Source organism: Acinetobacter tianfuensis (assembly GCF_003611465.1).
Lineage (GTDB): Bacteria > Pseudomonadota > Gammaproteobacteria > Pseudomonadales > Moraxellaceae > Acinetobacter > Acinetobacter tianfuensis.
Genome location: NZ_RAXV01000001.1, coordinates 37,852 through 62,660 on the forward strand (window position 1 = coordinate 37,852; position 24,809 = coordinate 62,660).

Here is a 24,809-nt window from a genome sequence, read left to right on the forward strand (position 1 = left end):
ACTTGGAAGTTGCGTAAATCATACTATGCTGTGTGTAAACTTGTCTTCATGCGCCGCATTTTAAAATGAAATATCAATATGCAAAATAAAACACAAGACCTGAAACATTATTCTGCTGCATGGATTGCACTGTTGGCGCTGCTGACCGCCTTAGGGCCGCTGTCGATAGATATGTATTTGCCTGCTTTGCCGCAAATGGCGGGTGATTTCGGTGTATCTACGCAAATGATGTCTAATACTTTACCTGCATATTTTTTAGGATTGGCAGTCGGGCAGCTGATTTATGGGCCTGTGAGTGACCGCATAGGCCGTAAAAAACCGCTGTATTTTGGCCTGAGCTTATATATTGCAGCCAGTGTCATCTGTTATTTGGCGCAAGATGAGTGGAGTTTAATTGCAGCCCGTATTTTACAGGCGCTTGGCGGCTGTGTCGGTGTAGTAATTGCGAGAGCGGCCATTCGTGACCGTTTAGATATGCGGGCCTCTGCACAGGCTTTTTCCAGCATGATGATTGTGATGGGAATTGCGCCAATTATTGCGCCGACCTTAGGCGCTTGGGTGCTGAAATTCTTTAGCTGGCATGCCATTTTTGGCTTCTTAGCTTTGAGCGGGCTGGTTTGCTTGATTTGCGTCCATTGGTTTTTTAAGGAAACGCTGCCTGAAGAGCGCAGGCTGCAATTAAGTTTCCGTCAGGCGCTGCGTTTATATGCAAAGGTGCTGAAGGATAAAAGTTTTTTAGCGCCCATGCTGATCGGCTGTTTTTCAGGCGGAATTTTATTTTGTTATATTAGTTCTTCAGCATCAGTATTGATTGAACTCTTTGGCATGTCACAGCAAAATTTTGCTTATGCTTTTGGCTTTAACGCCTTTGGTATTATGCTGCTGTCAACCGTGAATAGCCGTTTAGTGAATAAAACCTCGGTATTTACCCGTTTATTTATGGGCTTAACAGTGCAGTTGCTGGGTGTAATGTTACTGCTGAGTTTAGCTGTTTTGCAGATGCATTATTTGTATGCCGTGCTGGCGGGCATGTTCATGACGGTTGCAGGTATTGGCTTTACTGGTCCAAATGCCATGGCTTTGGCTATGTCACGCCAAGGTGCGCAAGCAGGAACGGCGAGTGCCTTAATGGGCAGCATGCAATTTGCCTGCGGGTTATTGGGCGGGCTTATCTTAAATGTTCTGCTGTGGAATGCGTTGTTCAATATGGCGCTGCTTATGCTGCTGTTTGTGGCAGCGGCTATGGCTGCATTTTACTGGACTAAAGCTGCTGCTGGCAGGCGGGCGAATGTATAAAATTTAAAAGGCAGCTGGTGTGAGGCTCTCTGTTTGTCTGGCAGTTTATTTTTATTCACTTGAAATATGCAGGTGCAGCAAGAAGGCTGCATGTTCTCCATCACCATAGCAGGCTGTGTATGCCAAGCCGAGGTTTTAAAACATGCAGCAGCTTGTTTCAGGTATATATTAATCTACATAGACCGTAAATTCTTCGGCTGGGACACGCGGCGTAATAAAGGTGTTCACAATATCATTTGGATCTGCATAACCGAGCGCCATGCCGCAGATGAGCTCTTCATCTTCAGGAAAATGAAGTGTATTGGATACAATTTTATGAAAGTGATTCCATGCTGCTTGCGGGCAGGTATCTAAACCGCGAGCTTTGGCAGCCAGCATCACGTTTTGAATCATCATGGCAATATCCATTTTTGAACCAATGCCCATGGCTTTATTGACCGTAAAAAATAGCCCAACTGGCGCATCAAACAGCTCATAATTGCGCAGCTGCTGGCGCGCCATTTTTTCTTTTTCGCCTTTTTGAATATTCAGCAGGCCATAAAGCCCCCAGCCATTTTCACGGCGGCGGTCAATAAAAGGTGAAATCCATTGTTCAGGATAATAAGCAAAAGTTTCTTGATGATGTTCAGCTAATGATGGCTTTTCAAACATTTGCAGCTGCGCATCACAGACCTGCCGAATAAGTTCTGCGCGTTTTTTGCCTTGTACTACATATACTTTCCAAGGCTGGGTATTGGTGCCCGAAGGTGCGCGGCTGGCAACTGTTAATATATCTTTCAATATTTCGGGACAGACGGGTTTGTCCAAATATGCACGTACTGAATGGCGTGAAGTAATGACTTGGTCTACAGCATTTGCAAGCAGCTGATCCATATTATTCCCTTATGATGTTTTCATTATTTGTTGTATTTACGGTTGTACTGCGGATTGTGCTTTTAAGCAAGCGGGCTTTGGAATACGGCTGCAGTTAAAAAATATGATGAAAGGGATATGTTAAAACAATCATAATAATATGCAAAATTAAGTATATTGATGGTATTTTTCTTTTCACAGCATTCGTGCATTTTGCAGTTTTATGACAGAGATCAATTATTTTTTTGCCAGCATAGGGAAATTGGCGAGTAAAACTTTAATGTTTATGCCAATTTTGTTTTTCAGTAAAATTTGCTTATAAGACCAAAGCACAGATAGTCAAGTACAGCAAGATTCGCTCAAATGCTATGCAGCGCATTTGGTTTAAAATTCAAGGACATTGTTTTAAGCCAATTATCATTTAAAGAATGCGCACATTTAGGTTTGGTTTTTGCATAAATAATGAACTGAAAAATTTACCGTTGCTGAATCTTTGAGTGAATAGAATAGTTTATATGATTAAATTATAAGACTAAGAGGTTTACTTGCGATTATTTGATATAGAATCGGCGAATTAGAAGGGATTATGAGTTTTTTGTCAGGATGATTGATCGTTAAAATTTATCATTAAACAAAAAAAACTGCATGCAATGCAGATCACTTTTGAAAAACTTTTGAATAAGATTTCTTTGGAGGAAATATGAAAGGTGTACAGCTTACAAAGCCAGTGCTTAAATATAGCTTAGCAGCAGCAGTTTCAGCAATTATGTTCAGCACGGCACATGCAGCTCCAGCTGAACAAAAGGAAATTGCACAGCTGCGCGCTGAAGTTGCAGAGCTTAAAGCGCTTATTCAGCAACAGCAGCAAGTACAAGTACAGCAGCAGTCAGAAATTCAACAAGTAAAAGCACGTCCAGCAGCTGCGCCAGCATCTTCTCCATTAGCGGGTCTTAAATCGAAGTCGGGCGCTGACATTAATGTTTACGGCTTTGTCCGCGGTGATGCCAACTACATCATTGAAGGTGCAGATAATGACTTCGGCGGCGCGGCAAGCTCTACAAATAATGTAAGTGATAAATTGCGCGCAACAGCTAAAACAACACGTATTGGTTTAGATTTTAATACGAATGTTGGTGATGGCAATAAAGTCGGCGGTAAAGTTGAAGCTGACTTTGCCGATCCAGACAGCGTTAAAGGCGAAGGTTTCCGTATCCGCCATGCGTATTTAACTTATAACAATTGGTTATTTGGTCAAACAACTTCTAACTTCTTGTCTAATCATGCGCCAGAAATGATCGATTTCAATACGAACATTGGCGGCGGTACAGCACGTGTTCCGCAAGTTCGATATAACTATAAACTTGCGCCAGAAACACAGTTATTTGTTTCAGTTGAAGAAGGTGACAGTAAAGCTGTTGTAGCTAATGATCTTAGCTACCGTTTGCCGAACTTTACTGCAAAACTGACTCAAGCTTTTGCTGATGGCAAAGGTACAGCTTCAGCTCGTGCTTTGGTTGAAAACTACAAATCGCAAGCAGCCAATGACACTGAAACTGGCTGGGGCGTAGCAGCAGGTACTAGCTATGCGGTGAATGAACAGCTTAAATTGACTGGTGACGTTTCTTATTCACAAGGCAACAGCAACTACTTATATGGCGCAAATGCAGCATATATTGTTGATGGTAAAAACATTGAACAAAATGAATTTACGGCTGTACAAGTGGGTGCAACCTATAAATTTAACGAAAAACTTCGTTCAACTTTAGGTTATGGCATTATTTTAGCGGATGACGATACTAAGTATGCAAAAACGCTTAAGGCTGCTTCAGATGTCAGTGCAAATGCCAACAAAGAAGTACAACAAGCTTGGTTAAATATTATTTATTCACCAGTTAAACCGATTGAGCTTGGCCTTGAATATGTTGACGGTAAACGTGAAACATTTGCTGGCCGCTCATATAATGATGACCGTGTAGGTTTTATGGCTAAATACAGCTTTTAATTAGTCAAAGTTAAGTGCTTTAAAAAAGAGGCAGGAGCAATAAGCTCCTGCTTTTTTGTCTAAAGATTCACCAAGGCTGCTGTGTTGAGGATATTAAGACCTAAAAGAAATTACAGTTATTTCTTCGAAATATTGTAAAAAAATAAAGAAATTTTTCAAAAAAACTGCATAATGTCTGCCTTTTATTCATATTGAGCAATTCTCGGGGAGTTTTCCGTATCAATATGAAATGGATTTTTGCTTTAAATCAGCGATATTCATCATTCCTGCTCTAACCAATGGGCATCGCGTTCATCTTGATTGGCTTCACATTAGCTTCGGGGTGAGTTTTGCATCTGATGGCTGGCGCAAATGTCGTTATTCTAAATTTATAGATTTAAATGAACCTTTCTTAAGTTACTAAAAATACATTGAGGAAGAGGGGGAATTTATTATTTATAGGAGTAATAACAACAATTAAGCTGGCCTTAAGGACAAATATTATGGAATTTACATTTAACGCTTTTTACACCCTTATAGCCGCGGTAATTGTACTGCTGTTAGGGCGATTTCTCGTTAATAACATTGATTTTTTAAAGCGCTATAACATTCCTGAGCCAGTTGCAGGCGGTTTAGTTGCTGCTATTCTTTCTCTTCTTGTACATAGTCTGTGGGGCTACAGTATTACGACAAGCAGTCAGCTGCAAACCAGCTTTATGCTTATCTTCTTTGCTTCCATTGGCCTAAGCGCAAACTTTGCTAAGTTAAAAGAAGGCGGTCTTGGCCTTGTGATCTTCCTTGTTGCAGTCGCTACATTTATTGTGGTGCAAAATGCGGTAGGTATCAGCTTAGCGACATTATTAGGCATTGATCCTTTAATTGGCCTGATAGCAGGTTCAATTACGCTGACTGGCGGTCATGGCACTGCAGGTGCATGGGGTGAAATTTTAGAGACGCAGCATGGCATTCAGGGCGCATTAGCGCTAGGTATGGCAAGCGCCACATTCGGTTTGATTATTGGCGGTATTATTGGCGGGCCTTTGGCTAAATTGCTGATTAACCGTTATCAGCTTTCTTCTCCCCGCACGCAAGAACAGATCAATACGAGCAATGAAACGCCTTTGGCTGATATTAATTCAACAGAATATGTGCCGTTTGAATATCCTCACCGTGTGCGTTTAATTACAGCGGATAATGCGATTACAACTTTAGGTTTATTTGCAGGCTGTTTAGCATTTGCTGAGTTTATGACGGGTTTCAGTAAAGGCACAGCATTTGAGCTGCCGACATTTGTTTGGGCGCTTGCAGGCGGCGTAATCTTACGTAATGTGCTTGAAGGTATTTTTAAAGTTCAAATCTTTGACCGAGCGATTGATGTATTTGGCAATGCTTCATTATCTTTATATTTAGCAATGGCTTTGCTGTCTTTAAAATTATGGCAATTGGCTGACTTAGCAGGTCCTCTAGTTGTAATTTTAGGCGCTCAAACCATTACGATGGCATTGTATGCTGCATTTATTACCTTCCGTGTGATGGGTAAAAATTATGATGCTGCGGTGCTGGCAGCCGGTCATTGCGGCTTTGGTATGGGAGCTACGCCAACTGCGGTTGCGAATATGCAAGCGATTACCAATATGTATGGCCCATCGCACAAAGCATTTTTAATCGTGCCTTTATGCGGTGCGTTCTTTGTTGACTTAATTAATGCAACAGTGATTCAGTTAGTACTGAAGTTTATTGCTTAACAGTTTAAAAAAGCCTCGGTAGAGGCTTTTTTTATATAAAAATATATTGCTTATCAGGAGTTGGAAATGAATGATCAGCTAAATGAAACGCTGTTAGGCTGGATTGACGCGTTAAATACACCGCTCTGGAATTTCCTTGTGATTTTCTTAGTTGCAGTTGGCCTTTTTTATACGATTGCAACGGGTGCAGTACAATTACGCCTTTTTTGGCAGAGTATTAAAGTCATGAAGGGCAGCCGTAAGGCTGGTGATGATGATCATGGCATTACCCCTTTTCAGGCTTTTGTAACGGGTTTGGCCAGCCGTGTAGGTGTCGGCAATGTTGCTGGTGTAGCGATTGCGATTGCAATTGGCGGCCCCGGCGCTGTTTTTTGGATGTGGATGACCGCATTTCTAGGCATGAGCTCTGCATTTGTAGAGTCTTCTTTGGCCCAGCTGTTTAAAGTGCGTGACAGTCAAAACAAACAATTCCGCGGCGGCCCTGCATACTATATTAGCCAAGGCTTAAAGCAAAAATGGTTAGGTATCGTCTTTGCTGTAGCTTTGATTTCGACCTATGGTTTTGTATTTAACGCCGTACAGGCGAATGCAATTATTGGGGCGACTTCACACGCATGGGGCTGGGATAAAGCGAATGTCAGCTTTAACCTTGGCGGTCTAGAGCTGGTGATTTCATGGGTTGGCTTATTTTTAGTGCTGATTACAGCCTGCATTATTTTTGGCGGCATTAAACGTATTGCTCAAGTTGCTGAACGCTTTGTGCCGTTTATGGCATTTTTATATTTGGCAGTCGCGCTGTATATCGCAGTCATTAACATTGATATGCTGCCAGGCATCTTCCAGCTGATTTTCAGCAAGGCCTTTGAATTTGAAGCTGCTGCAGGCGGTTTCTTTGGTTCAATGATTTCTATGGCAATGATGATGGGCATTAAACGCGGCCTGTTTTCAAATGAAGCCGGCATGGGGTCTGCGCCGAATGCTGCAGCTGCTTCTGATGTGAAGCATCCAGTGAATCAAGGCTTGGTACAAATGCTGGGTGTATTTGTAGATACCTTTGTGGTGTGTTCATGTACAGCCATTATTATTTTGGCTTCAGGACTGTACGAAAATGCAGGATTTGAAGGTGTGGCTTTGACGCAAATGGCGCTGGAAAGTCAAATAGGCTCATGGGGCGATGATTTCTTAGCGGTTATTCTGTTCTTATTTGCGTATTCATCTGTCATTGGCAACTATGCGTATGCAGAAGGCAATGTGCAGTTTATCAATAACAGCCCGAAGGTCATGATGGTGTTCCGAGTGCTGGTTCTGGTGATGGTGTATTTTGGCGCGGTTATGAGTGTGCCTGTGATTTGGAACTTGGCGGATTTGTTTATGGGCGTTATGGCCAGCATTAACCTATTTGCTATTTTACTGCTGACGCCGTTCTTACTGATGCTGTTAAAAGACTACGTTGGACAGCTGAAACAAGGTGTGCAAGAGCCAGTCTTTAAATTGGATAATCATCCAAAGTTTAAAGAAAAAGTTGATTCAGACATTTGGTAATCTTGAACATGCTTTGTTAATAAAAAAGCTCCTGTAAAGGGGCTTTTTTATACGTTCTAGATATTTAAATAAAATGGATACAGGGGGGATGGCAGCTGTTCATTAAAAATAGGCAGTCAGAAGCAGCGCTGGTCGAAAAAGCATTTTTTGCGTTAAATTGGCCAGTATAATAAAGCCAGATGGCAGTTTAACGAATCATAACAATTATTTGAAAATGATTGATTAGACTATGTTTCACTAAAAGAAAATGAATAATGAGCGGAAATTTGCAGTGAAGATCAAAACGGCATTCTTGGCATTGATGATGGCTGGCTTAGCAGGCTGCCAAAGTATCCGTCCTAGCTCAGACGTAAATGCGGCGCTGCAGCCTTTAGAGCCCGAACCTGCAGCATTAGCGCCAGCAGATGCCTATGCAGGGCCAAACCGAATTGACTTTAGACTGCTCAAAAAACAAGAACATCGTCCGATTATTGCATTGGTGCTGGGCAGCGGCGGTGCCCGCGGCTATGCGCATATCGGTGTTATAGAAGTGCTGGAACAGCACGGTATTCGTCCAGACTTCATTGTGGGTACAAGCGCGGGCAGTATTGCCGGTTCGATTTATGCATCGGGTAAGACAGCGAATGAACTGAGAAAAATTGCTTTAGAGATGAAACCTGCCGATGTGCGTGAAATTCGCTTAGACATGAAAGGTGTTTTAGATGGAAAAAAAGTAGAAGATTATGTGAATGCACAGGTGAATAATACACCGCTGGATTTGCTTAAAATTCCAATGTACGTGGTCGCGACTGAACTCACTGAAGGCAAAAAAATGGTCTTTAATGCGGGCAATACGGGGCAGGCTGTCCGTGCATCTGTTTCTATACCCAGTATGTTTATTCCAGCAAAAATCCAGCAGGCTGAATATGTTGATGGCGGATTAGTCAGCCCCGTCCCTGTAGATACCGCACGTGAACTGGGTGCAGATATTGTTATTGCGGTGGATATTTTAGCGAAGCCTATTCATACCGAAACCTCAAATGTTTGGGGCTTGTTCAATCAAAATATTAATATCATGCAGTTCTATTTAGCCAAAGAAGAATTGAAGCGCGCTGATGTAGTAATACAGCCGGATATTCGTGAAAAAGCGCATATTTTTGATGTCAAAGGCCGTGAAGCGACTATGCAGGCTGGAGTTGAGGCTGCCGAGTTAAAACTGGCGGAGATATCACAATCATTTGCGAAGCATAATTATGAGAAAGGCCACAGCATTCCTTATAGTGCGAAAAAGTAAGTTTAGTCCAAACCTCCGTACAGGATTGCGTGTCCTGTATAGATTTGTATAAATTAAGATCAAACAGGCTGTCCGCATTAAGTCGTAGATGCGGGATGTATAAGTGTTTAAATGTTTTGTCTTTGGATAATAAATAATAAAAAGATATATATGAAAGGATGAATAAAAATTTAAGTTATTGTATTTGCAGAAGTCTGTATAGGGTTATAATAAATCATAGATATTATTGATAATAGCTTCTATATAATACAATATTTATATTTAATTTGATAATTCACTTGTTTAAGTTTACCCAGTATTTGAAAACATCTAGACTGAGCGTCAATCATTAATAGTCTTAGCCAATAATTTCGATAAAGGTAAATGCTTATGCAAACATTTCAAATTGGCCAGAAAGTGGCGTTTTCCTCAATGCCAAATTACGAGTTTGTCATTAAAGAAACCAAAATTGACGGCTCATATGTGCTGGAAACTCAGCTGGGAAGCGGTCAAATATTAAGCTATGATAATGTGTCTGTAGAAATGCTGAAAATTTTAGATTAAAGCAATGCAAACTATTAACATTCAATTCAGGCTGTTCAGTGTCAATTTAGTACACCGATTAAGCGCTTTAAGTATCCGCCTAAAAGGCTTTTATTTTTATGTTTTTAAAATTAAATTGCTGAAAGTGCTGTTATTTAGCAGCCTTTGTATATATTTTTTTGAATGATGCAGGAATCATTATAAATAATAATGATGATTTAATTGCCGTTTTTGACATTTTATTTGCTGCAAAAAAGTTATAATAATCTATATATTCATTGTTCTATCACGAGCCCAGAGAAACGCGATGTCACCATTAGATCAAATTGCTGCAGCATCTGACGATCAATCTGAATTGTCCATGTCGGTTTTGATGACCCCAGATATGGCAAACTTTTCAGGCAATGTACATGGCGGCACGATTCTAAAGCTTCTGGATCAGGTTGCTTATGCATGTGCAAGCCGTTTTTCAGGCAGCTATGTTGTGACGCTATCTGTAGATAAAGTGAATTTTAAAGAGCCGATTCATGTGGGAGAGTTGGTAACTTTTCTTGCAAGTGTAAACCATGTAGGCCGAACCTCTATGGAAATTGGTATTCGTGTAGAAGCGCAAAATATTCAAAAGCGTACTGTGCGTCATACCAACAGTTGCTATTTCACGATGGTTGCAGTCGATGAAAATGGCAAACCAAAACCAATTCCGCAATTAAATTTGGATAACGATTGGAAGCGCTGCCGTTTTGAAGCTGCTGAACACCGTAAAATTGCCCGTTTGCAGGAAAATCATCATCCATCATGCAGCATTTATAAAAAATCTAAGCCGAACTGATACGGCTATAAGTGAAATTGCATAAAAAAAGACCGCTCTGGCGGTCTTTTTTTATGTAAAAGTGCGGAGTTCATTGTTCCTTGGGATACAGAATTTAAGCGATTATTCCACTAAAGTTTAGCGCTTATGATGGAAAAAAACATAGTGAATAGCATCAAATTTGGCTAAAATGAAACGATACGTATCGTTTCAATATCAAGTGCCATGACTGCAGCGAATATTTTTATGAATGAAACCGAAAAAACATCTAAACGTAAACAATGCATATTGCGGGCAGTGAATGAAGCGCTGGCGGAAGTGGATTACAGCAAGCTCAGCATTGAAGATATTGCGTCTAGAGCAGGTGTCGGCAAATCCACCATATACCGCTGGTGGAAACATAAGTCGGACTTGGTGTTTGAAACATTTAAAGAAAATACGGCTTCAGTGTTCGAGTTGGAATTTGATAAAAGTCTGCAATACAACTTGTCACAGCAGCTGCTGAAGCTGTCTATGGCATTAAATCAGCAGGCGGGGCGAGCGCTATTGGTTGTAATGGCTGAAAACCGTGAGGCTGCCGGTGATTTTTTTAAGCAGTATTTGCTGCCGCGCCGTGAACAGACTCGAAAGCTGATTCAGCTGTCTATAGAGCGTCAGGAAATTCGGGCGGACTACGATTTTGAAACCATGCTGGATATGCTGTATGCAGCGGTTCATTATCAGATTATTTTTTTCAACTGTGTACCGGATGAGGCATATGTTGAAAAATTGGTAACGGTGTCTTTAGCGCCTATTATGATGAATAAGGCGGACTGAAGCGATGGCAATAACCAATACAGCACATGAGTCACTTTGGAACCGCTCATTTATCTTATGTCTGTTCAATAATCTATTTTTATTTATTTATTATTTTGCCACATTAACGGTGCTGCCAATTTATATCCTGCAGGATTTAGGCGGAACGGTAAAAGATGCAGGCTTGGCGCTGACTTTATTTCTGGTGTCCTCCATTGCGATTCGGCCATTTTCAGGCCTGATTGTACAAAAAATTGGCAAGAAGCGCTCCTTACGCTATGCAGGCACTTTATTTCTGCTGTTTAGCTTCAGTTATTTGCTGATCGACAGTTTGCTCAGTCTTTTGATCGTGCGTTTTTTACATGGTTTTTGGTTCAGTATTTTGACAACAGTCAATGTGCCCGTAGTAAATGACTTTATTCCAGAAAAACGCAAAGGCGAAGGCATGGGCTACTTTGTTATGGCGACAAATTTGGGTGCTGTGTTTGGGCCTTTACTGGCGCTGAGCATTATTCAGCTGTCAAGTTTCACCGTACTTTTTATGGTTTTAACCGTGGTTGTAAGCATTGGCTATATTTTTTGTTTAACATTAAATGTGCAGGAAGATGCGCCTTTGCCAGCTGCTGATATTGCGGGCCGCCGCAGTTTGAGTCTGCATGATGTGCTGGAAACGAAGGTGCTGCCAATCAGTCTGGTTGCTATGCTGGTGGCTTTTTCCTACTCAAGCATTACCAGTTTTATTACAGCATTTACAGATCATAAAAATCTGCTGCAGTATGCAAGTATATTTTTTATTGTTTTTGCGCTGTCTATGATTGCTGTACGGCCTTGGGTTGGACGGCGTTATGACCGCTTAGGGCCAAGCTCGGTGATTTATCCGTCATTTATTGCCTTTTTCATTGGGCTGGTGATTGTGAGCTTTATGCAAAATCAATGGATACTTTGGCTGTCTGCCGTATTTATCGGCATTGGTTATGGCTCATTATTTCCATGTATGCAAACCATGGCAATTCAGTCTGTATCTAAGCCGCGCATGGGGCATGCAATTTCAACATTCTTTGCTTTGTTTGATATTGGTTTAGCCGTAGGTTCTGTGCTGTTAGGGCTGATGATTGCTTATTTTGATTTTCAATTTTCCTATTTGTTCTGTGCTGTCATGGTGCTGTTGACCATGTTTATTTATAAGCTGTCTGTTGCTCCTCAGCTTCGGGCTCCATCAAAGCAATTAAAAAGGAGTTAAATAGTGGAATTACGCCATTTACGTTATTTCATAGCGGTTGCCGAGGAGCTGAATTTTACTAAAGCGGCGCAGCGTATGTGTACGGTACAGCCGTCACTTAGCCAGCAAATTAAGGATTTAGAGCAAGAGGTGGGCGTACAGCTGCTGCTGAGAACTAACCGTAAAGTTGAGCTGACAGAGGAAGGCAAGGCCTTTTTAAAGGATGCCCGTCTGAGTATTGAGCATGCAGAAAAAGCCGTGCTGAATGCAAGGCAGGTCGCACAGCTGAATAAAGAACAGCTGCATATCGGTTTCGTCCCTGTTGCGGAAATGAAGGTTTTTCCTTACATCATGCCGAATATTCGGGCGAAGTTTCCAGATCTGAAAATTCATTTTCATAGTTTGCAGGACAGTGAGCAGCTTAAAGCGCTGCAGCGCGGTGAAATTGATATTGCTTTTACACGTTATGCAGAAGAGTCTGCAGATATTGAAACAATACAAGTTTTTACTGAGCCTTTAGCGCTGATTATTCCGAAAAATAGTCCTGAAGCCGCTCAGCGTCACATCAGTATCAAAAGTTTCAGTCAGCAAGATTTTATTGTCAGTGATGAGCATTCATCTCCTGAGCTGTACCGCATTATTCAGGACTTTTTTAAGCAGTCAAAACTGAATGTTAATGTGGTGCAGTATTCGACCAATATCTTGCTGAATGTTAATTTGGTCGGGATAGGGGTAGGCTGGAGCTTGGTACCGTCTTATGTGATTCCATTGCTTGGCGATAAAATTGTGGTGAAAAATACAGTGGAACCGCTGCCGACGATCGGACTTTATGCCAGCTACCGTAAAGATAAACGTAATGAAGCGATTGAACTGATTTTGCAGGTGTTAAAAGAGCAGTTTTATATGGGCTTTTTCTAACAATAGAGCGTTGAAAATTATGTTAGAAGCCAGTCATCCGACTGGCTTTTATTTTGCTTGTGTATTTTGAAAAATAGGCAGAATAATAGTCTGTTCAAAATATTCAGGCCGCTGTTCAATAGGTAGCGTCTGAAAAAAATAAGGCAGAAGGGATCATTGGCGATGAAATACTATACAAATAAAATGTCACGCGGCAATACACTTTTGCCGCTGTTCAGAGAGTTAGGTATTGAGAATGAAATTGAGCAAATTGAGGTAGATTATGCACATATTCATGACCCTGAATACTTAAGCATTAACCCGATGGGTAAAGTGCCATGTTTGGTGGATGGAGCATCTGTGATCAGTGAAACAGCGGCTATTTATGCATATTTGACGGATAAATATCATGCCAAAGGTTTAGCGCCGGCACTGGATGACCCTCGGCGCGGTGAATATCTAAAATGGCTGTTTTTCTGCCATGGCCCCATGACGGAATATATGGATATTAAAACCTTGCAAGTTAGTGCAGAACAGATTGAGCAGCGGCGCAGTTCGTTAAGTATGGGCAATGAAGCTGCATTTTTTGCATTTTTAAAACAGGGTATGCAGTACGCTGATCCGTATTTAACAGGGGAGCAGTTTACGGCTGCAGATTTGTATCTGGCATACTGGATTGCCTTTGCCGTACAGTTTAAAGTGCTGCCGTATTTAGATGAGTTTAAACCTTTTATGGAGCGTATTAAGCAGCGTGAATCTGTGCGGGATATAGACTGGATACAGCAGCTTTAATGGTTTATATCTAGGTTTTAGGCTGAAAGCTTCAGTTTTATAAAATCAGAGCCATAAAAAAACCACGCTTGCGCGTGGTGAAAAGGCCTCAAGCACAGGGTGCTGCCTGTATTTTTTATTTTGTATACAATTTTGCAAACAGTTTTTCGCTGACTTGATTCATGCTTTGAGGAATTGCAAGCGCAGCGGTAAAACGGTCTGGACGCAAGATAACAATAGAGTCAGAGGTTTTGCCAAACCACGTGCGAATTTCAGTACCGATGTCGCCAATCGTAATCACGCCGTCAAAAGGCTTACGGTTTGCATTGCCAAATTGCACGGCAGGAATTACCTGAATGAATTTCACGCCAAGCTTTTGCCATTGTTTTATATTGGCTTCAGATAGGCCCCATTTTGGATCTACACCCCAAGCAATAATTGCAAAATCGTTGCCGATGACTTCATCCAGCAATATGGTTTTACCGTCTTCCAGCTGCACAGTGGGCTGAATAAACATTTTACCAATCGGGCTGTCTTTGCTGCCGTTTGCCAATAAAGCGCCATCGTTATATTTAGGCATTGGCTTGAAGCGCATTTCCAGTAAATACTGTTTAATTGGTTTGATGTAATTTAAGGCATAGGCAATACCGTCACGCACAAAGCCTTGCCATTTCTTAGGCGGCGCAAGTACGTGTCCAGCCATAACAGACAGGTCAATCATTGCTTTAGCATGATCTTTACGTTCAATTTGGTATGAATCCAGCAGTTCTGCACCAGCCTTGCCTTGAACCACTAAAGCCACTTTCCAGCCTAAGTTGAAGGCATCACGCATACCGCTGTTATAGCCTTGACCTTGCCATACGGGCATAATGTGGGCCGCGTCACCTGCAAGCAAAATGCGCTCTACACGGAATTTGTCCGCAATACGCGCATTGTGCGTATAAACACGCTGACGGATCACGTCAATACCGTCTGTATTTGGCAATACTTTAGACAATAATTTTGCAATATTTTTTGGCTTGCTGAGTTCTTCTTGAGTTTCACCAGGCATCACCATGAACTCGAAACGGCGGATACCGTGAGGAAGGGCAGCGGAAACATAAGGCCGCACTGGGTCACAGCACAGGTAAATGTGCGGAGTCGCTAAGGGATCATTTTCAATATCAATCACAATCCACTGGTTAGGTGCAGTTTCGCCTTCAAATGGCACGCCTAATGTACGGCGGACATATGAGTTGCCGCCGTCACATGCAATCAGGTACTGCGCCTGTATCACTTCTTCAGCATCATCTTTGGTTTTGACATTTAATGTCACACCGTCAGCATTTTGCGTGAAGTGGGTTAAATGACGGGCGAACAAAACTTCAGTTTTGCTGTATTGTTTTAAGCCTTGCAGCAGCACATTATCGACTTGCGGCTGAATAAAGGCGTTGCGGCGAGAGAAGCCAAATTCGCGGGTTAAAGGCTGAATGTCTGCAAAGCAGCGGCCTTTAGGCGTTAAAAAACGCATTGCATGGTTTGGAGTAGTATGCGGCAGTACTTGGTCTACAAGGCCTAATGACTGAATGGTACGTAATGATTCATCATCAATACCAATTGCACGAGGATAATCAATCAAACTGTCAAGCTGTTCGACGACAGTGACTTGAATACCTTGTTTACTCAGATAGTTGGCAATGGTAAGGCCTACAGGGCCTGCACCTAAAATTGCGACTTCAGTGGTGTAATTTGCTTTATTGCTCATGTGCAAACATCCAATCATTTGACATCCGTTGGCTGTATTAAGGTCTAAGTGAGCAGTCTAAACAAGCTATTCATAAGTAGAGGCTATCGTTGAGATGGACAGGAAAGGCAGGTGTATTTATTTTTAATATATTGTTTAATATAGATATAATTGAAATTTAGGGATAGTTATATCTAATTCAATGATTTATTTTTTCTATGGCTAATTTTCATTTTCTTAGATAAAAATAAAAACCCAGCCGCCTGCAGCAGGCGGCTGGGTTTTTGTTGCAGATGGCAAAATTCAGCCATTTAAGTTTATGAGTGTAGAGCAGAGCAGCTTATTGTGCAGGCTGAGCCGGTGCAGCGCCTTCTGCAGAAGCTTCTGAGCCAGCAGGCTGTGCAGAGGCTTCTTCAGCTGAAGCATTTACAGGCTGTTCTTGAGTGCTGACAATCACTTTTTGTTCTTCAGCTGGGGCTGCATTTTTTTCAGCAGCGAAAGTTGAAGCAGCGGCAGCAGTTAAAAGAGAAGCGAATAATACTTGAGATAATTTCATTTAAGGCATCCTTCATTCGGTTTGATTAAACCAGTACATGCATCACCATGTCTGGTAGGAGCTCATGCTAAAAGCTGTGGAAAATACGATCAATGGAAGTAGCAAAACACTGCCAAAGCAGTTACGTATGGCTCACAAGTGAAGTAAAAATGTAGGGGAAATGTCAGCAGTGTTGAGCTTACAGCCATTAAAATGGCGATGCTGTCTTGCCAATTGAATGCTGAGCGGTCAATACTTGTTACCCTCGGGTTACATTTCGTGCGGAAAATGGTGTATTGAATTGAATTTGCAGAGATTCAAATGTAATAAATCTTTTCATGGTTTTATGTATAAAATGATAAATAAACACATGATTTTTGGATTTAAGTTATTGAATTTATATACCTTTATTAACGTCTAAAAAGTTTTTTATAAGCCTCTATGCAAAGTTGAGCTGATTTGATGAAAACCAAATTCCAGTTTTCTGCACGATTGTTTCTCATGTTTAGGTTTATTGTTTATACAGACTTATGGGGATGGCTTGCAAGCGAAGCCTAGAGCGGATATAAGCAGTATTTTGCTGCTGAAAACCAAGACTGGGTGAGACTTTGAAAATTATTGCGGCGCCGAGCGCGATACCTGTCCATATTATTTCTGGCTTTTTAGGTGCAGGAAAAACCACACTGCTTAAACAGCTGCTCAGTCAGAAACCTGAGCAGGAGGTTTGGGCGGTATTAATGAATGAGTTTGGTCAAATTGGTGTGGATCAGCAGCTGCTGCCGCAAGAGCAAGGCTATGCAGTTAAGGAACTGCTGGGCGGCTGTTTATGCTGCAGCAGCCAAATGCCGATGCAAATTGCGCTTTCGCGATTGCTGAGTGAGACGAAGCCAGACCGTTTATTTATCGAGCCGACAGGTTTAGGACATCCAGCGCAGCTTTTAGAGCAGCTGACAGAGCCGCATTGGCAAAGCCATTTGGAGATGCGGGCATTGGTCACGGTTGTAGATGGTTCACGCCTGCATGACAGAGAGTGGTCGAAACAAAACTTATATGCAGATCAGCTTAAAGCGGCTCAGATTATTGCTGTGTCCCATGCAGATTTAATGACGGCAGCCGATGAGCAGGCTTTACTGGCCTTAAAGCAAGAGTATTTGCCCTATCAGCAGCACTGGCTGCAGGTGGAAAATGGCGGGCTGGATATCGCGCAGATTGATGTGCCGTATATGGGCAGCAGCGCAAAAAAACAGCCGTTGCTCCGTCAGCAGCAGTCTGAAATAGCAAATCAAGACATTAAGCAGCTGCCATATCATTATATTGAAAGTGCGCAAGGCTATAGCGTTGCAGGCTGGAAACTTCCTAAGCGCTGGATCTTTCATTTTTATGATTTACTGGATTTACTCTGTGAACAGCAAAACTGGCTGCGGATCAAAGGTATTTTTCATACCGATGCAGGCTGGAAAAGCTTTAACTTTAATCCCGAACAATTTAACTATCAGTCTGCAGAAGAAGGGATTGATAACCGTATAGAAATTATCTATGCACAAGATGCATTAGCGCGGGACTGGCTGGCTTTTGAAAATGCGCTGATGCAATGCCGTAAAGATGCAGCGGATTGAAACAGTGCGCTAAAAAATAGGCCAAAACCACAAAGCTGCAGTGAAATCGAGTATGCTAAGCGCCAAATTTGAGGACTTTTTCTATGGCGCTTAAAGCTACAATTTACAAAGCAGATTTGAACATTGCTAACATGGATGTTCACCAGTATGGCGATTTTCAGTTGACCATGGCGCTGCATCCATCAGAAACAATCGAACGCCTGATGGTGCGTATTTTGGCTTATGCGCGTTATGCAGATGAAGCATTAGAATTCACCAAAGATTTATTTGAAACCGATGAGCCTGCATTGTGGGAAAAAGACTTAACTGGCCAGCTGATGAAGTGGATTGAGGTGGGGCTGCCAGATGAAGATAAAGTGAAAAAAGCCAGTGCGCGCTGTTCACAAGTTGCAGTCATTGCTTATGGTTCGTCTGTAGATGAATGGTACAAGCGGAGCAGCAAATTGAAAACATTGAAAAATGTTGAGGTATGGAAACTCTCTACAGCAACCACAGAAGCTATTCAGGCGCTGTGTGAGCGCACCATGCAGCTTCAGCTCAATGTAATGGACGGTGAGTGGACACTGATAGGCGATACTGCGCAAGCTGTGATTGAGTGGGAACAGCTGCAATAAGCTCTTTCACTGTCATAGATAGTCAAGAGCAGCTTTAGCTGCTCTTTCTATTTTCAGCTGTTATTGATTATAGGCCGTTGTTAAAGTACAAGGCGGTAAGATCAAAAGTGTAAGAGATAAATTAGTCCTGCTGAAAGGCAGCAGAGCCGTTTATAATGCAGTGATCCTGCAATGACTTTTAGGCGTGTAAGTATGTCAAATGAATTAGAAATTATTGATTTAGCGGTTGGTGAAGGTAAAGAGGCGGTGAAAGGCGCGCTGATTACTACACATTATACTGGCTGGCTTGAAGACGGCACAAAGTTTGATTCATCATTAGACCGCGGTAATTATTTTGAAACGGTCATTGGTACAGGCCGTGTGATTAAGGGCTGGGACCAAGGGATTATGGGCATGAAAGTGGGCGGGAAGCGCAAACTGATTGTACCTTCGCACTTGGCTTATGGCGAACGTAAAATGGGCAATATCATTCCTGCGAATTCAAATTTGATTTTTGAAATTGAATTATATGATGTAAAAACCCGTGATTAAGATTGCTTGTAAAAGCAAGGTGATAAACAGTCTTTGCTGTTTATCACAAAACTATAAAAAAAAGTTTGTCGATACAGTAATTTGAACGTACATTAAGAGTACGGAAAATGACCGAGACAAGGGTAGACGTCTTGCAAAATCAACTGCAAAAAGTCTGGAAGCTATGGCTGCTGTGCTGCATGATTTTTGCGGTGATACCTGCAGTCTACGCACAATATGAGCCAGAGCCTCAGTCTTATTATTTACAGCAGCATGATGTTCAGGAGCTGAGTTTTACAGATCAAAACTCTGTTTTGCTGGGCGGTACTTGGCTGTTTTACCCGCAGCACTTTTTGCGTGAGCCTAATTCTGTATTGCGTGCAACACAGGCAAATTTACCTATTTCTTTAAAAGATGCAATGGGCAGCAATCACGGTTATGGCACCTTTGTTGCACATTTTAAGCTGCCGCCAGATATGGTTGGCCGCCGTATCGGCATTAAAATTCCGCATCAGTTTGGCGCTTACCGAATTTATTTAAATGGTGATTTTCTGATGCGTGCGGGTGAAGTCAGCGCTTTTCCATCACAGCAGGTCATTGAAAAAGCGCCTAAAATTGGCTATTTCGTTGCAACACAGCCATATTTTACTTTAAGTATACAGGTCTCAAACTATAGCCAGCTGCATGGCGGAATGGAAAACCCAATGCGTATTGGGACTGCACGTATTATTAACCGTCAATATCAGCAGCAGGTAATGAGTATTGCTGCTGTATGCGGCGCTGTACTGGGCGTGAGCCTTTTTACTATCTTATTTTCTTTATTCCGCGGGAGAAAAGCGGCAGACAGTACACGGCAGTTTACCTTTGGTATATTTATTTTATTTTTGGCGCTGCATAACCTGTTTTCAGAACCCTATGCTTATACGAACTTCACAGGCATTGAGTGGCTGCTGGGGGCACGCTTAGAATATTTATTTACCTATTTCACGATTGCTTTTTTTCTCAGCTATATTCATATGCTGAATAGCCGTTATCTGCATAAGTATTTATATTATTTAATTTTAGCTTTAATTGTTTGCAACGTGGCCGGGGTTGTCTATTTTGAACCAGAGCAGTTTAACCGTTTAGCATTATATAGTGCGGTCTTTAGTTTGCCTGTGCTTGGCAACTTTATATATGGCTTTTATCAAACAGTGAAATTGGGCGAACCGTATTCAAAACTGAATTTATGTGCCGTGATTTTTCTGGGTCTGAGCTTTTTAAATGACTTTTTACTCATGGCCAATGTGCTGGATACGGTATATTTGTCTTTTGTCTCTACGAGTTTGTATGCGCTGCTGATTATGTTCCAGCAGTCTAGAAACTATGCTTACTATACTTATCATACAGAGCTGCTGAACAGCCGTTTGGTCGATTTGAATAACTCGCTGGATTATAAAGTCAAGCTGCGGACAGAGGAACTGCATAGACTGAATGACAAGCTGGAATATCAAGTTCAAATTGATGCGCTGACAGGCGCATTTAACCGCAGAGCATTAAATGAGGAAATTCAGCGTTTATTCGACCTTACCCCTGAGAACTCTGACAACACTTTAATTTTTGTCATGATGGATGTCGATTTCTTTAAAAATTATAATGATCATTATGGACACTTGAAAGGTGATGCCATTTTGCAAAACTTGGTCAAAGTGATTCAGAGCAGTATGCCGAATTCAGCATATTTGGCGCGTTATGGCGGTGAGGAGTTTGCAATTGTAATGCATAACGTGCCAATAACGATTGCAGAACAATATATGCAGCGGGTGCAGGATGCAGTGCGGCAGCAGCGTTTTGAACATGCTAATCGGCCAGATCTAAAAGGGTATATCACCTTAAGTTTAGGCATGGCATATAAGAGCCGCAGCTCAAGCTATCCAGATATTCATGAATTGATGAAAGCTGCTGATGTAGAGTTATATGCGGCTAAGCAGGCTGGCCGTGATCAGATCAAAGTATGCAAGCATTAAAACGGAAAGGCATTGGGCAGGCAGTTATGTTTTATAAAAAGCGGCGCTGACTTAAGCTAAGTATTTTATTAAATTGACCTGATCGGCTTCATCCTTTTGAGCGAGTTCAAAACCTTGCTTCTGGTAAAAAGGCAAAGCGGTATGTGTACTTCTCAGGGTCATTTGCTGCACATTTTTGTCTTTGAGTTTTTCACAGATATTCACCAGCAAAGCAGTGCCGATACCTTGCTGCTGCATTTCGGGAGCAATATAGTTCAGCAGAATTTTACCGGCATCATTAACCAGCAGAAATCCAGCTATATGGTTTTGCTCAATATATACCCAGCTGTCGTTATACAGCATCAAAAGCATTAAATTTGATTGATTAAATTTTTCCAGCCAAATTTGGATTTCACTTTCGTTGCGGTTGTGATCTTGCACACAAGAGCGGATGCTCTCATGCACCATCTTTAATATTGCAGGAATATCTTCAATCTTTGCTTCGCGGATCATGCTGTTCTTTTATCAATTATCTTTTCCAAAAATGAGCCTTATTTCAAAATGGATTGATGTACAGGAACAGTACATTACTGTTGTTTTGTGATGCTTTTATGCTTCTAAGCCGTACTTTTATATGAATTATATAGCTGTTTTGATGTATTATTGCTAATCCAAAAGCAAAAACATAGACTGCATCACATTTTATTTTGATGTATTTTACACATGAAATTATTTAAAAGTAAAATTAAAAATATAGCCTTATAAAAATATATTAGAGAATATTAATGACACTAGAGTGAAAAATAGATCAGCAAGATGTGCGCGTTAAGGGTAAGACCTTATATCTTTAAATTGAATAAGCATATGAATTTTACAGCATAAAAGGCTTTTATTGTCCCATTCCTTAAGCTATAGTGGAAAGAGTAAAGTTGAGTGAGCAGCTCGGAATTGTGTGGCGCTTGCTGGTCAATTTTACATTTCTAATGGGTTTAAATTTTAGAGAGTATTGTGCTAAGACGGAGTGGGCTGTGTCTTGCATTAGCAGTATTGCTGTTGCAAATTGCAGTATATTTAAGGCCACTGTTACCGGAGAATTATCAAATTGCTCCGGTATGTTTGTCGATGACGCATAATTTACTCTCGCCTGAAAAACATCAGCACGTACATGAAGGCTATCATGATTTAGTGCATCATCTTAGCCATGACCATGAGTATCAAGATCACAGCAGCCATAATCATCAATGCCAATACTGTACTGTGTATGGTGATGTAGTCCTGCCTTTTGACTTTGGTGTGCGTGAAATTATCGATAAAATTCAGGTTCGTCTCAGTTTTTATCAAAATGCCTTTAGGCATGTCTACTTCTCCCTTCAGAAACTTTATTTGCTGCCCCAAGGCAGGGCCCCGCCTTTGACTTTTTAATCCCATTGCTGCTGATGGTCTTTTTGACTGTTGGTTTATTTAGGTATTTAAAGAGTTTTTATTATGCATATTCGTTTTGCGCCGTGCAGCGGCTGCGAATTAGATCAATTCGTCTGCAAAAAAATGATCAAATTATTGATTAAGCCCTTACACATTCATTACAGCGCCGCATTTAAGAGTGTTCTATGTTTTCTTAAACAGCGTCTGAAATTGGTGTTGTTTGTGGTTCACCGCATAATTCAACAATAAGGTGATAGTCATGGATTTAGGTTTAACAGCGCTGGAATTGGCGCGTATTCAATTCGCATTCACTGTTTCGTTTCATATTATTTTTCCTGCAATTTCAATTGGATTGGCGAGTTTTTTAGCCGTATTGGAATGGCGCTGGCTTAGAACGAATGACCCTGTTTACAGAGACTTATTCCAATTTTGGATCAAAATCTTTGCCTTATCATTCGGGATGGGCGTTGTTTCTGGCGTTGTCATGAGTTATCAATTCGGGACCAATTGGAGTGAGTTTTCCCGCATTGCAGGCAGTGTGACAGGACCGCTGCTCAGTTATGAAGTGTTAAGCGCATTTTTCTTAGAAGCTGGCTTCCTTGGCATTATGCTGTTTGGCTGGGGGCGTGTTGGACCGAAGACGCATTTCTTCGCCACACTTATGGTTGCAATCGGAACGTGTATTTCAATGTTCTGGATTTTATCATCCAACAGCTGGATGCAGACACCGCAAGGGTTTGCGTTTGAAAATGGCATTATTGTGCCGCAAGACTGGTTTGCTATCGTATTTAATCCATCGTTCCCATACCGTCTAGCTCATATGGCTTTGGCTGCCTTTTTAGTTTCAGGCTTATTGGTTGCGGCAACTGCTGCCTTGCACCTCTTGAAAGGGCGCCGTGATGCATTGGTCAAAAAGTCCTTTTCTATGGCGATGTGGATGATTTTAGCTTTGGCGCCGCTTCAAATGTTTGTTGGCGATATACATGGCTTAAATACTTTAGAGCATCAGCCTGCAAAATTAGCTGCCATAGAAGGGCACTGGGAAACCAATAAAGACCATGGCATGCCGCTTTATTTATTTGGTATTCCAGATATGGAGGCAGAAGAAACCAAATATGCAGTCGGGATTCCTCATTTAGGCAGTTTGATCATGACGCACAGCATGAATGGCGAAGTGAAAGGCCTAAAAGAATTTGCACCAGAAGACCGTCCGAACTCCTTGGTGGTTTTTTGGAGCTTCCGCATTATGGTCGGCATGGGGGTGCTGATGATTCTTTTAGCGCTTATGGGAGCTTGGCTGCGTAAAACAGGCAAATTTTATGACTCTCGATTGCTGCATAAATTTGCTCTTTTGATGGGGCCGTCTGGATTTATTGCGCTGCTTGCTGGCTGGTTTACGACTGAAGTTGGCCGTCAGCCGTGGATTATCTATGGCGTGATGCGTACCAAAGATGCTTTATCTCCTGTGTCTGCAGAACAGGTTGGTCTAACCCTGATTATATTTGTGGTTGTTTACTGCATTGTTTTCGGGATCGGTATCTATTACATGCTGAAAATGATGATCAAAGGACCGCAGTTCGTACATACCCAAGCGCATAGCGACGGTGAGGTGATCCGCGCATCGCATCGGCCAATGAGTACAATTGATGAGGCGCTAGAACAGACTGATTCACAGTCTCAGGAGAAAAACCATGATTGATTTATCCTTAATTTGGGTGGTAATCATTGCCGTGGGTGTGCTGATTTATGTTGTCTTGGACGGTTTTGATTTAGGCATCGGTATTTTATTTCCATTTGTAGGAGATCGACAGGAACGGGATGTGATGATGAATACAGTCGCGCCTGTTTGGGATGGCAATGAGACGTGGATGGTGCTTGGCGGCGCAGGATTATTTGCGGCATTTCCGTTGGTTTACTCAACAGTGCTGTCCGCACTTTATCTGCCGATTATCTTAATGGTCATTGCGCTTATTTTCCGCGGCGTTGCTTTTGAGTTTCGTTTTAAAGCCAATCGAACAAAGCATTTATGGGATCAGGCATTTATTTGGGGCTCCATTTTTGCCTCATTCTTCCAAGGCGTCATTTTAGGCGCATATATTCAAGGAATTAAAACAGTCAATGGCGTGTATGCAGGCGGCGGTTTAGATTGGTTAACTTCATTTTCTTTGTTCACAGGTTTGGCTGTGGTCGTGCTGTATGCAACTTTAGGCTGCGGCTGGCTCATCTTTAAAACAGATGCGCGGGTGCAGGATCATATGTATCGTTTGATGCCAAAGCTCATCATTGCGTTATTATTCATTTTTGCTGCGGTCAGTATTTATACGCCAATGGTTCATACTCAAATTGCAGCGCGCTGGTTTAGCTTGCCGCAACTGTATTATTTTAGCCCTGTGCCGATTTTAGTGGTGATTTTCGGTGTTTTAGCCTTACGCGCATGTAAACGCCGTCAAGAATTTGCGCCGTTTATTTATACATTGGCTTTGGTCATGCTGGCTTATACAGGTTTCTTGATTAGTTTATGGCCTTATATTATTCCGCCATCTGTAACCATTTGGCAGGCGGCAGCGCCGCAAAGCAGCCAGTTATTTGCATTGATTGGCGCATTGATTTTGATTCCGATTATTTTGTTCTACACAGCGCTGTCGTATTGGGTATTTAGAGACAAAGTGCGTGTGGGTGATGACGGTTATCATTAAGGAGTTC

At 41.8% G+C, this 24,809-nt stretch carries 22 protein-coding genes; 18 read left to right on the forward strand and 4 right to left on the reverse strand.

Annotation, left to right across the window (positions count from 1 at the left end; genetic code table 11):
* The first annotated feature begins 78 nt into the window (after window positions 1–78).
* On the forward strand, window positions 79–1,296 hold the full coding sequence (locus tag D7V32_RS00195) for a multidrug effflux MFS transporter (protein ID WP_120400915.1): 1,218 nt from the start codon (window positions 79–81) through the stop codon (window positions 1,294–1,296).
* Between the two features lie 168 nt (window positions 1,297–1,464).
* Here D7V32_RS00195 and D7V32_RS00200 read toward each other — a convergent pair whose 3' ends face one another.
* Window positions 1,465–2,169, reverse strand: a complete 705-nt coding sequence (locus D7V32_RS00200; RefSeq protein ID WP_120400916.1) for a nitroreductase — start codon at window positions 2,167–2,169, stop codon at window positions 1,465–1,467.
* Between the two features lie 679 nt (window positions 2,170–2,848).
* Here D7V32_RS00200 and D7V32_RS00205 point away from each other — a divergent pair.
* From D7V32_RS00205 to D7V32_RS00245, 10 genes are all read left to right on the forward strand, one after another.
* Window positions 2,849–4,150: a DcaP family trimeric outer membrane transporter gene (locus tag D7V32_RS00205; RefSeq protein WP_120400917.1), complete on the forward strand. Its 1,302-nt coding sequence runs from the start codon at window positions 2,849–2,851 to the stop codon at window positions 4,148–4,150.
* A gap of 482 nt (window positions 4,151–4,632) precedes the next feature.
* Window positions 4,633–5,874: a sodium/glutamate symporter gene (gene gltS / locus D7V32_RS00210; protein ID WP_120400918.1), complete on the forward strand. Its 1,242-nt coding sequence runs from the start codon at window positions 4,633–4,635 to the stop codon at window positions 5,872–5,874.
* Window positions 5,875–5,940: 66 nt separating this feature from the next.
* On the forward strand, window positions 5,941–7,416 hold the full coding sequence (locus tag D7V32_RS00215; protein WP_120400919.1) for an alanine/glycine:cation symporter family protein: 1,476 nt from the start codon (window positions 5,941–5,943) through the stop codon (window positions 7,414–7,416).
* A gap of 301 nt (window positions 7,417–7,717) precedes the next feature.
* Entirely contained in the window at window positions 7,718–8,689 is a 972-nt protein-coding gene (locus tag D7V32_RS00220; protein WP_213072531.1) for a patatin-like phospholipase family protein, read from the forward strand.
* 369 nt (window positions 8,690–9,058) lie between these two features.
* A complete protein-coding gene (locus D7V32_RS17160) occupies window positions 9,059–9,232 on the forward strand; it encodes a hypothetical protein (protein WP_171407525.1) in 174 nt (57 codons plus the stop codon).
* 286 nt (window positions 9,233–9,518) lie between these two features.
* Window positions 9,519–10,040, forward strand: a complete 522-nt coding sequence (locus tag D7V32_RS00225; RefSeq protein ID WP_120400920.1) for an acyl-CoA thioesterase — start codon at window positions 9,519–9,521, stop codon at window positions 10,038–10,040.
* A gap of 225 nt (window positions 10,041–10,265) precedes the next feature.
* Window positions 10,266–10,835 (forward strand): TetR/AcrR family transcriptional regulator, encoded by a 570-nt coding sequence (locus tag D7V32_RS00230; RefSeq protein WP_120401125.1) that lies wholly within the window; start codon window positions 10,266–10,268, stop codon window positions 10,833–10,835.
* Between the two features lie 4 nt (window positions 10,836–10,839).
* Window positions 10,840–12,054, forward strand: a complete 1,215-nt coding sequence (locus D7V32_RS00235) for an MFS transporter (protein WP_120400921.1) — start codon at window positions 10,840–10,842, stop codon at window positions 12,052–12,054.
* Window positions 12,055–12,057: 3 nt separating this feature from the next.
* Window positions 12,058–12,951 carry a LysR substrate-binding domain-containing protein gene (locus tag D7V32_RS00240; RefSeq protein ID WP_120400922.1) on the forward strand — a complete coding sequence of 298 codons (894 nt, stop codon included), beginning with the start codon at window positions 12,058–12,060 and terminating at the stop codon, window positions 12,949–12,951.
* A gap of 162 nt (window positions 12,952–13,113) precedes the next feature.
* Entirely contained in the window at window positions 13,114–13,722 is a 609-nt protein-coding gene (locus D7V32_RS00245) for a glutathione S-transferase family protein (RefSeq protein WP_120400923.1), read from the forward strand.
* Between the two features lie 115 nt (window positions 13,723–13,837).
* On the opposite strand, the gene D7V32_RS00250 is transcribed toward D7V32_RS00245, so the two are convergent.
* On the reverse strand, window positions 13,838–15,445 hold the full coding sequence (locus D7V32_RS00250; protein WP_120400924.1) for a bifunctional 3-(3-hydroxy-phenyl)propionate/3-hydroxycinnamic acid hydroxylase: 1,608 nt from the start codon (window positions 15,443–15,445) through the stop codon (window positions 13,838–13,840).
* Window positions 15,446–15,764: 319 nt separating this feature from the next.
* Entirely contained in the window at window positions 15,765–15,980 is a 216-nt protein-coding gene (locus D7V32_RS00255; RefSeq protein ID WP_120400925.1) for a hypothetical protein, read from the reverse strand.
* A gap of 587 nt (window positions 15,981–16,567) precedes the next feature.
* On the opposite strand from D7V32_RS00255, the gene D7V32_RS00260 reads away from it, so the two are divergent.
* The 4 genes from D7V32_RS00260 (at window position 16,568) to D7V32_RS00275 (ending at window position 20,705) form a co-directional block, all read left to right on the forward strand.
* Window positions 16,568–17,575, forward strand: a complete 1,008-nt coding sequence (locus D7V32_RS00260) for a CobW family GTP-binding protein (RefSeq protein WP_120400926.1) — start codon at window positions 16,568–16,570, stop codon at window positions 17,573–17,575.
* An 83-nt stretch (window positions 17,576–17,658) separates the two neighbouring features.
* Window positions 17,659–18,189, forward strand: coding sequence for a YaeQ family protein (locus D7V32_RS00265; RefSeq protein WP_120400927.1), 531 nt, complete (start codon window positions 17,659–17,661; stop codon window positions 18,187–18,189).
* A 192-nt stretch (window positions 18,190–18,381) separates the two neighbouring features.
* Window positions 18,382–18,720: an FKBP-type peptidyl-prolyl cis-trans isomerase gene (locus D7V32_RS00270; RefSeq protein ID WP_120400928.1), complete on the forward strand. Its 339-nt coding sequence runs from the start codon at window positions 18,382–18,384 to the stop codon at window positions 18,718–18,720.
* A gap of 107 nt (window positions 18,721–18,827) precedes the next feature.
* Window positions 18,828–20,705, forward strand: a complete 1,878-nt coding sequence (locus D7V32_RS00275; RefSeq protein ID WP_407641521.1) for a sensor domain-containing diguanylate cyclase — start codon at window positions 18,828–18,830, stop codon at window positions 20,703–20,705.
* 51 nt (window positions 20,706–20,756) lie between these two features.
* Here D7V32_RS00275 and D7V32_RS00280 read toward each other — a convergent pair whose 3' ends face one another.
* Window positions 20,757–21,197: a GNAT family N-acetyltransferase gene (locus tag D7V32_RS00280; RefSeq protein ID WP_120400929.1), complete on the reverse strand. Its 441-nt coding sequence runs from the start codon at window positions 21,195–21,197 to the stop codon at window positions 20,757–20,759.
* Window positions 21,198–21,692: 495 nt separating this feature from the next.
* Between D7V32_RS00280 and D7V32_RS00285 the strand changes: the two genes are divergently transcribed.
* From D7V32_RS00285 to cydB, 3 genes are all read left to right on the forward strand, one after another.
* Window positions 21,693–22,106: a DUF2946 domain-containing protein gene (locus D7V32_RS00285; RefSeq protein ID WP_120400930.1), complete on the forward strand. Its 414-nt coding sequence runs from the start codon at window positions 21,693–21,695 to the stop codon at window positions 22,104–22,106.
* Window positions 22,107–22,365: 259 nt separating this feature from the next.
* Complete coding sequence (locus tag D7V32_RS00295) at window positions 22,366–23,805, forward strand: cytochrome ubiquinol oxidase subunit I (protein ID WP_120400932.1); 1,440 nt, start codon at window positions 22,366–22,368, stop codon at window positions 23,803–23,805.
* Complete coding sequence (gene cydB / locus D7V32_RS00300) at window positions 23,798–24,802, forward strand: cytochrome d ubiquinol oxidase subunit II (protein ID WP_120400933.1); 1,005 nt, start codon at window positions 23,798–23,800, stop codon at window positions 24,800–24,802. Before D7V32_RS00295 ends, cydB begins: the two co-directional genes overlap by 8 nt.
* Window positions 24,803–24,809 lie beyond the last annotated feature (7 nt).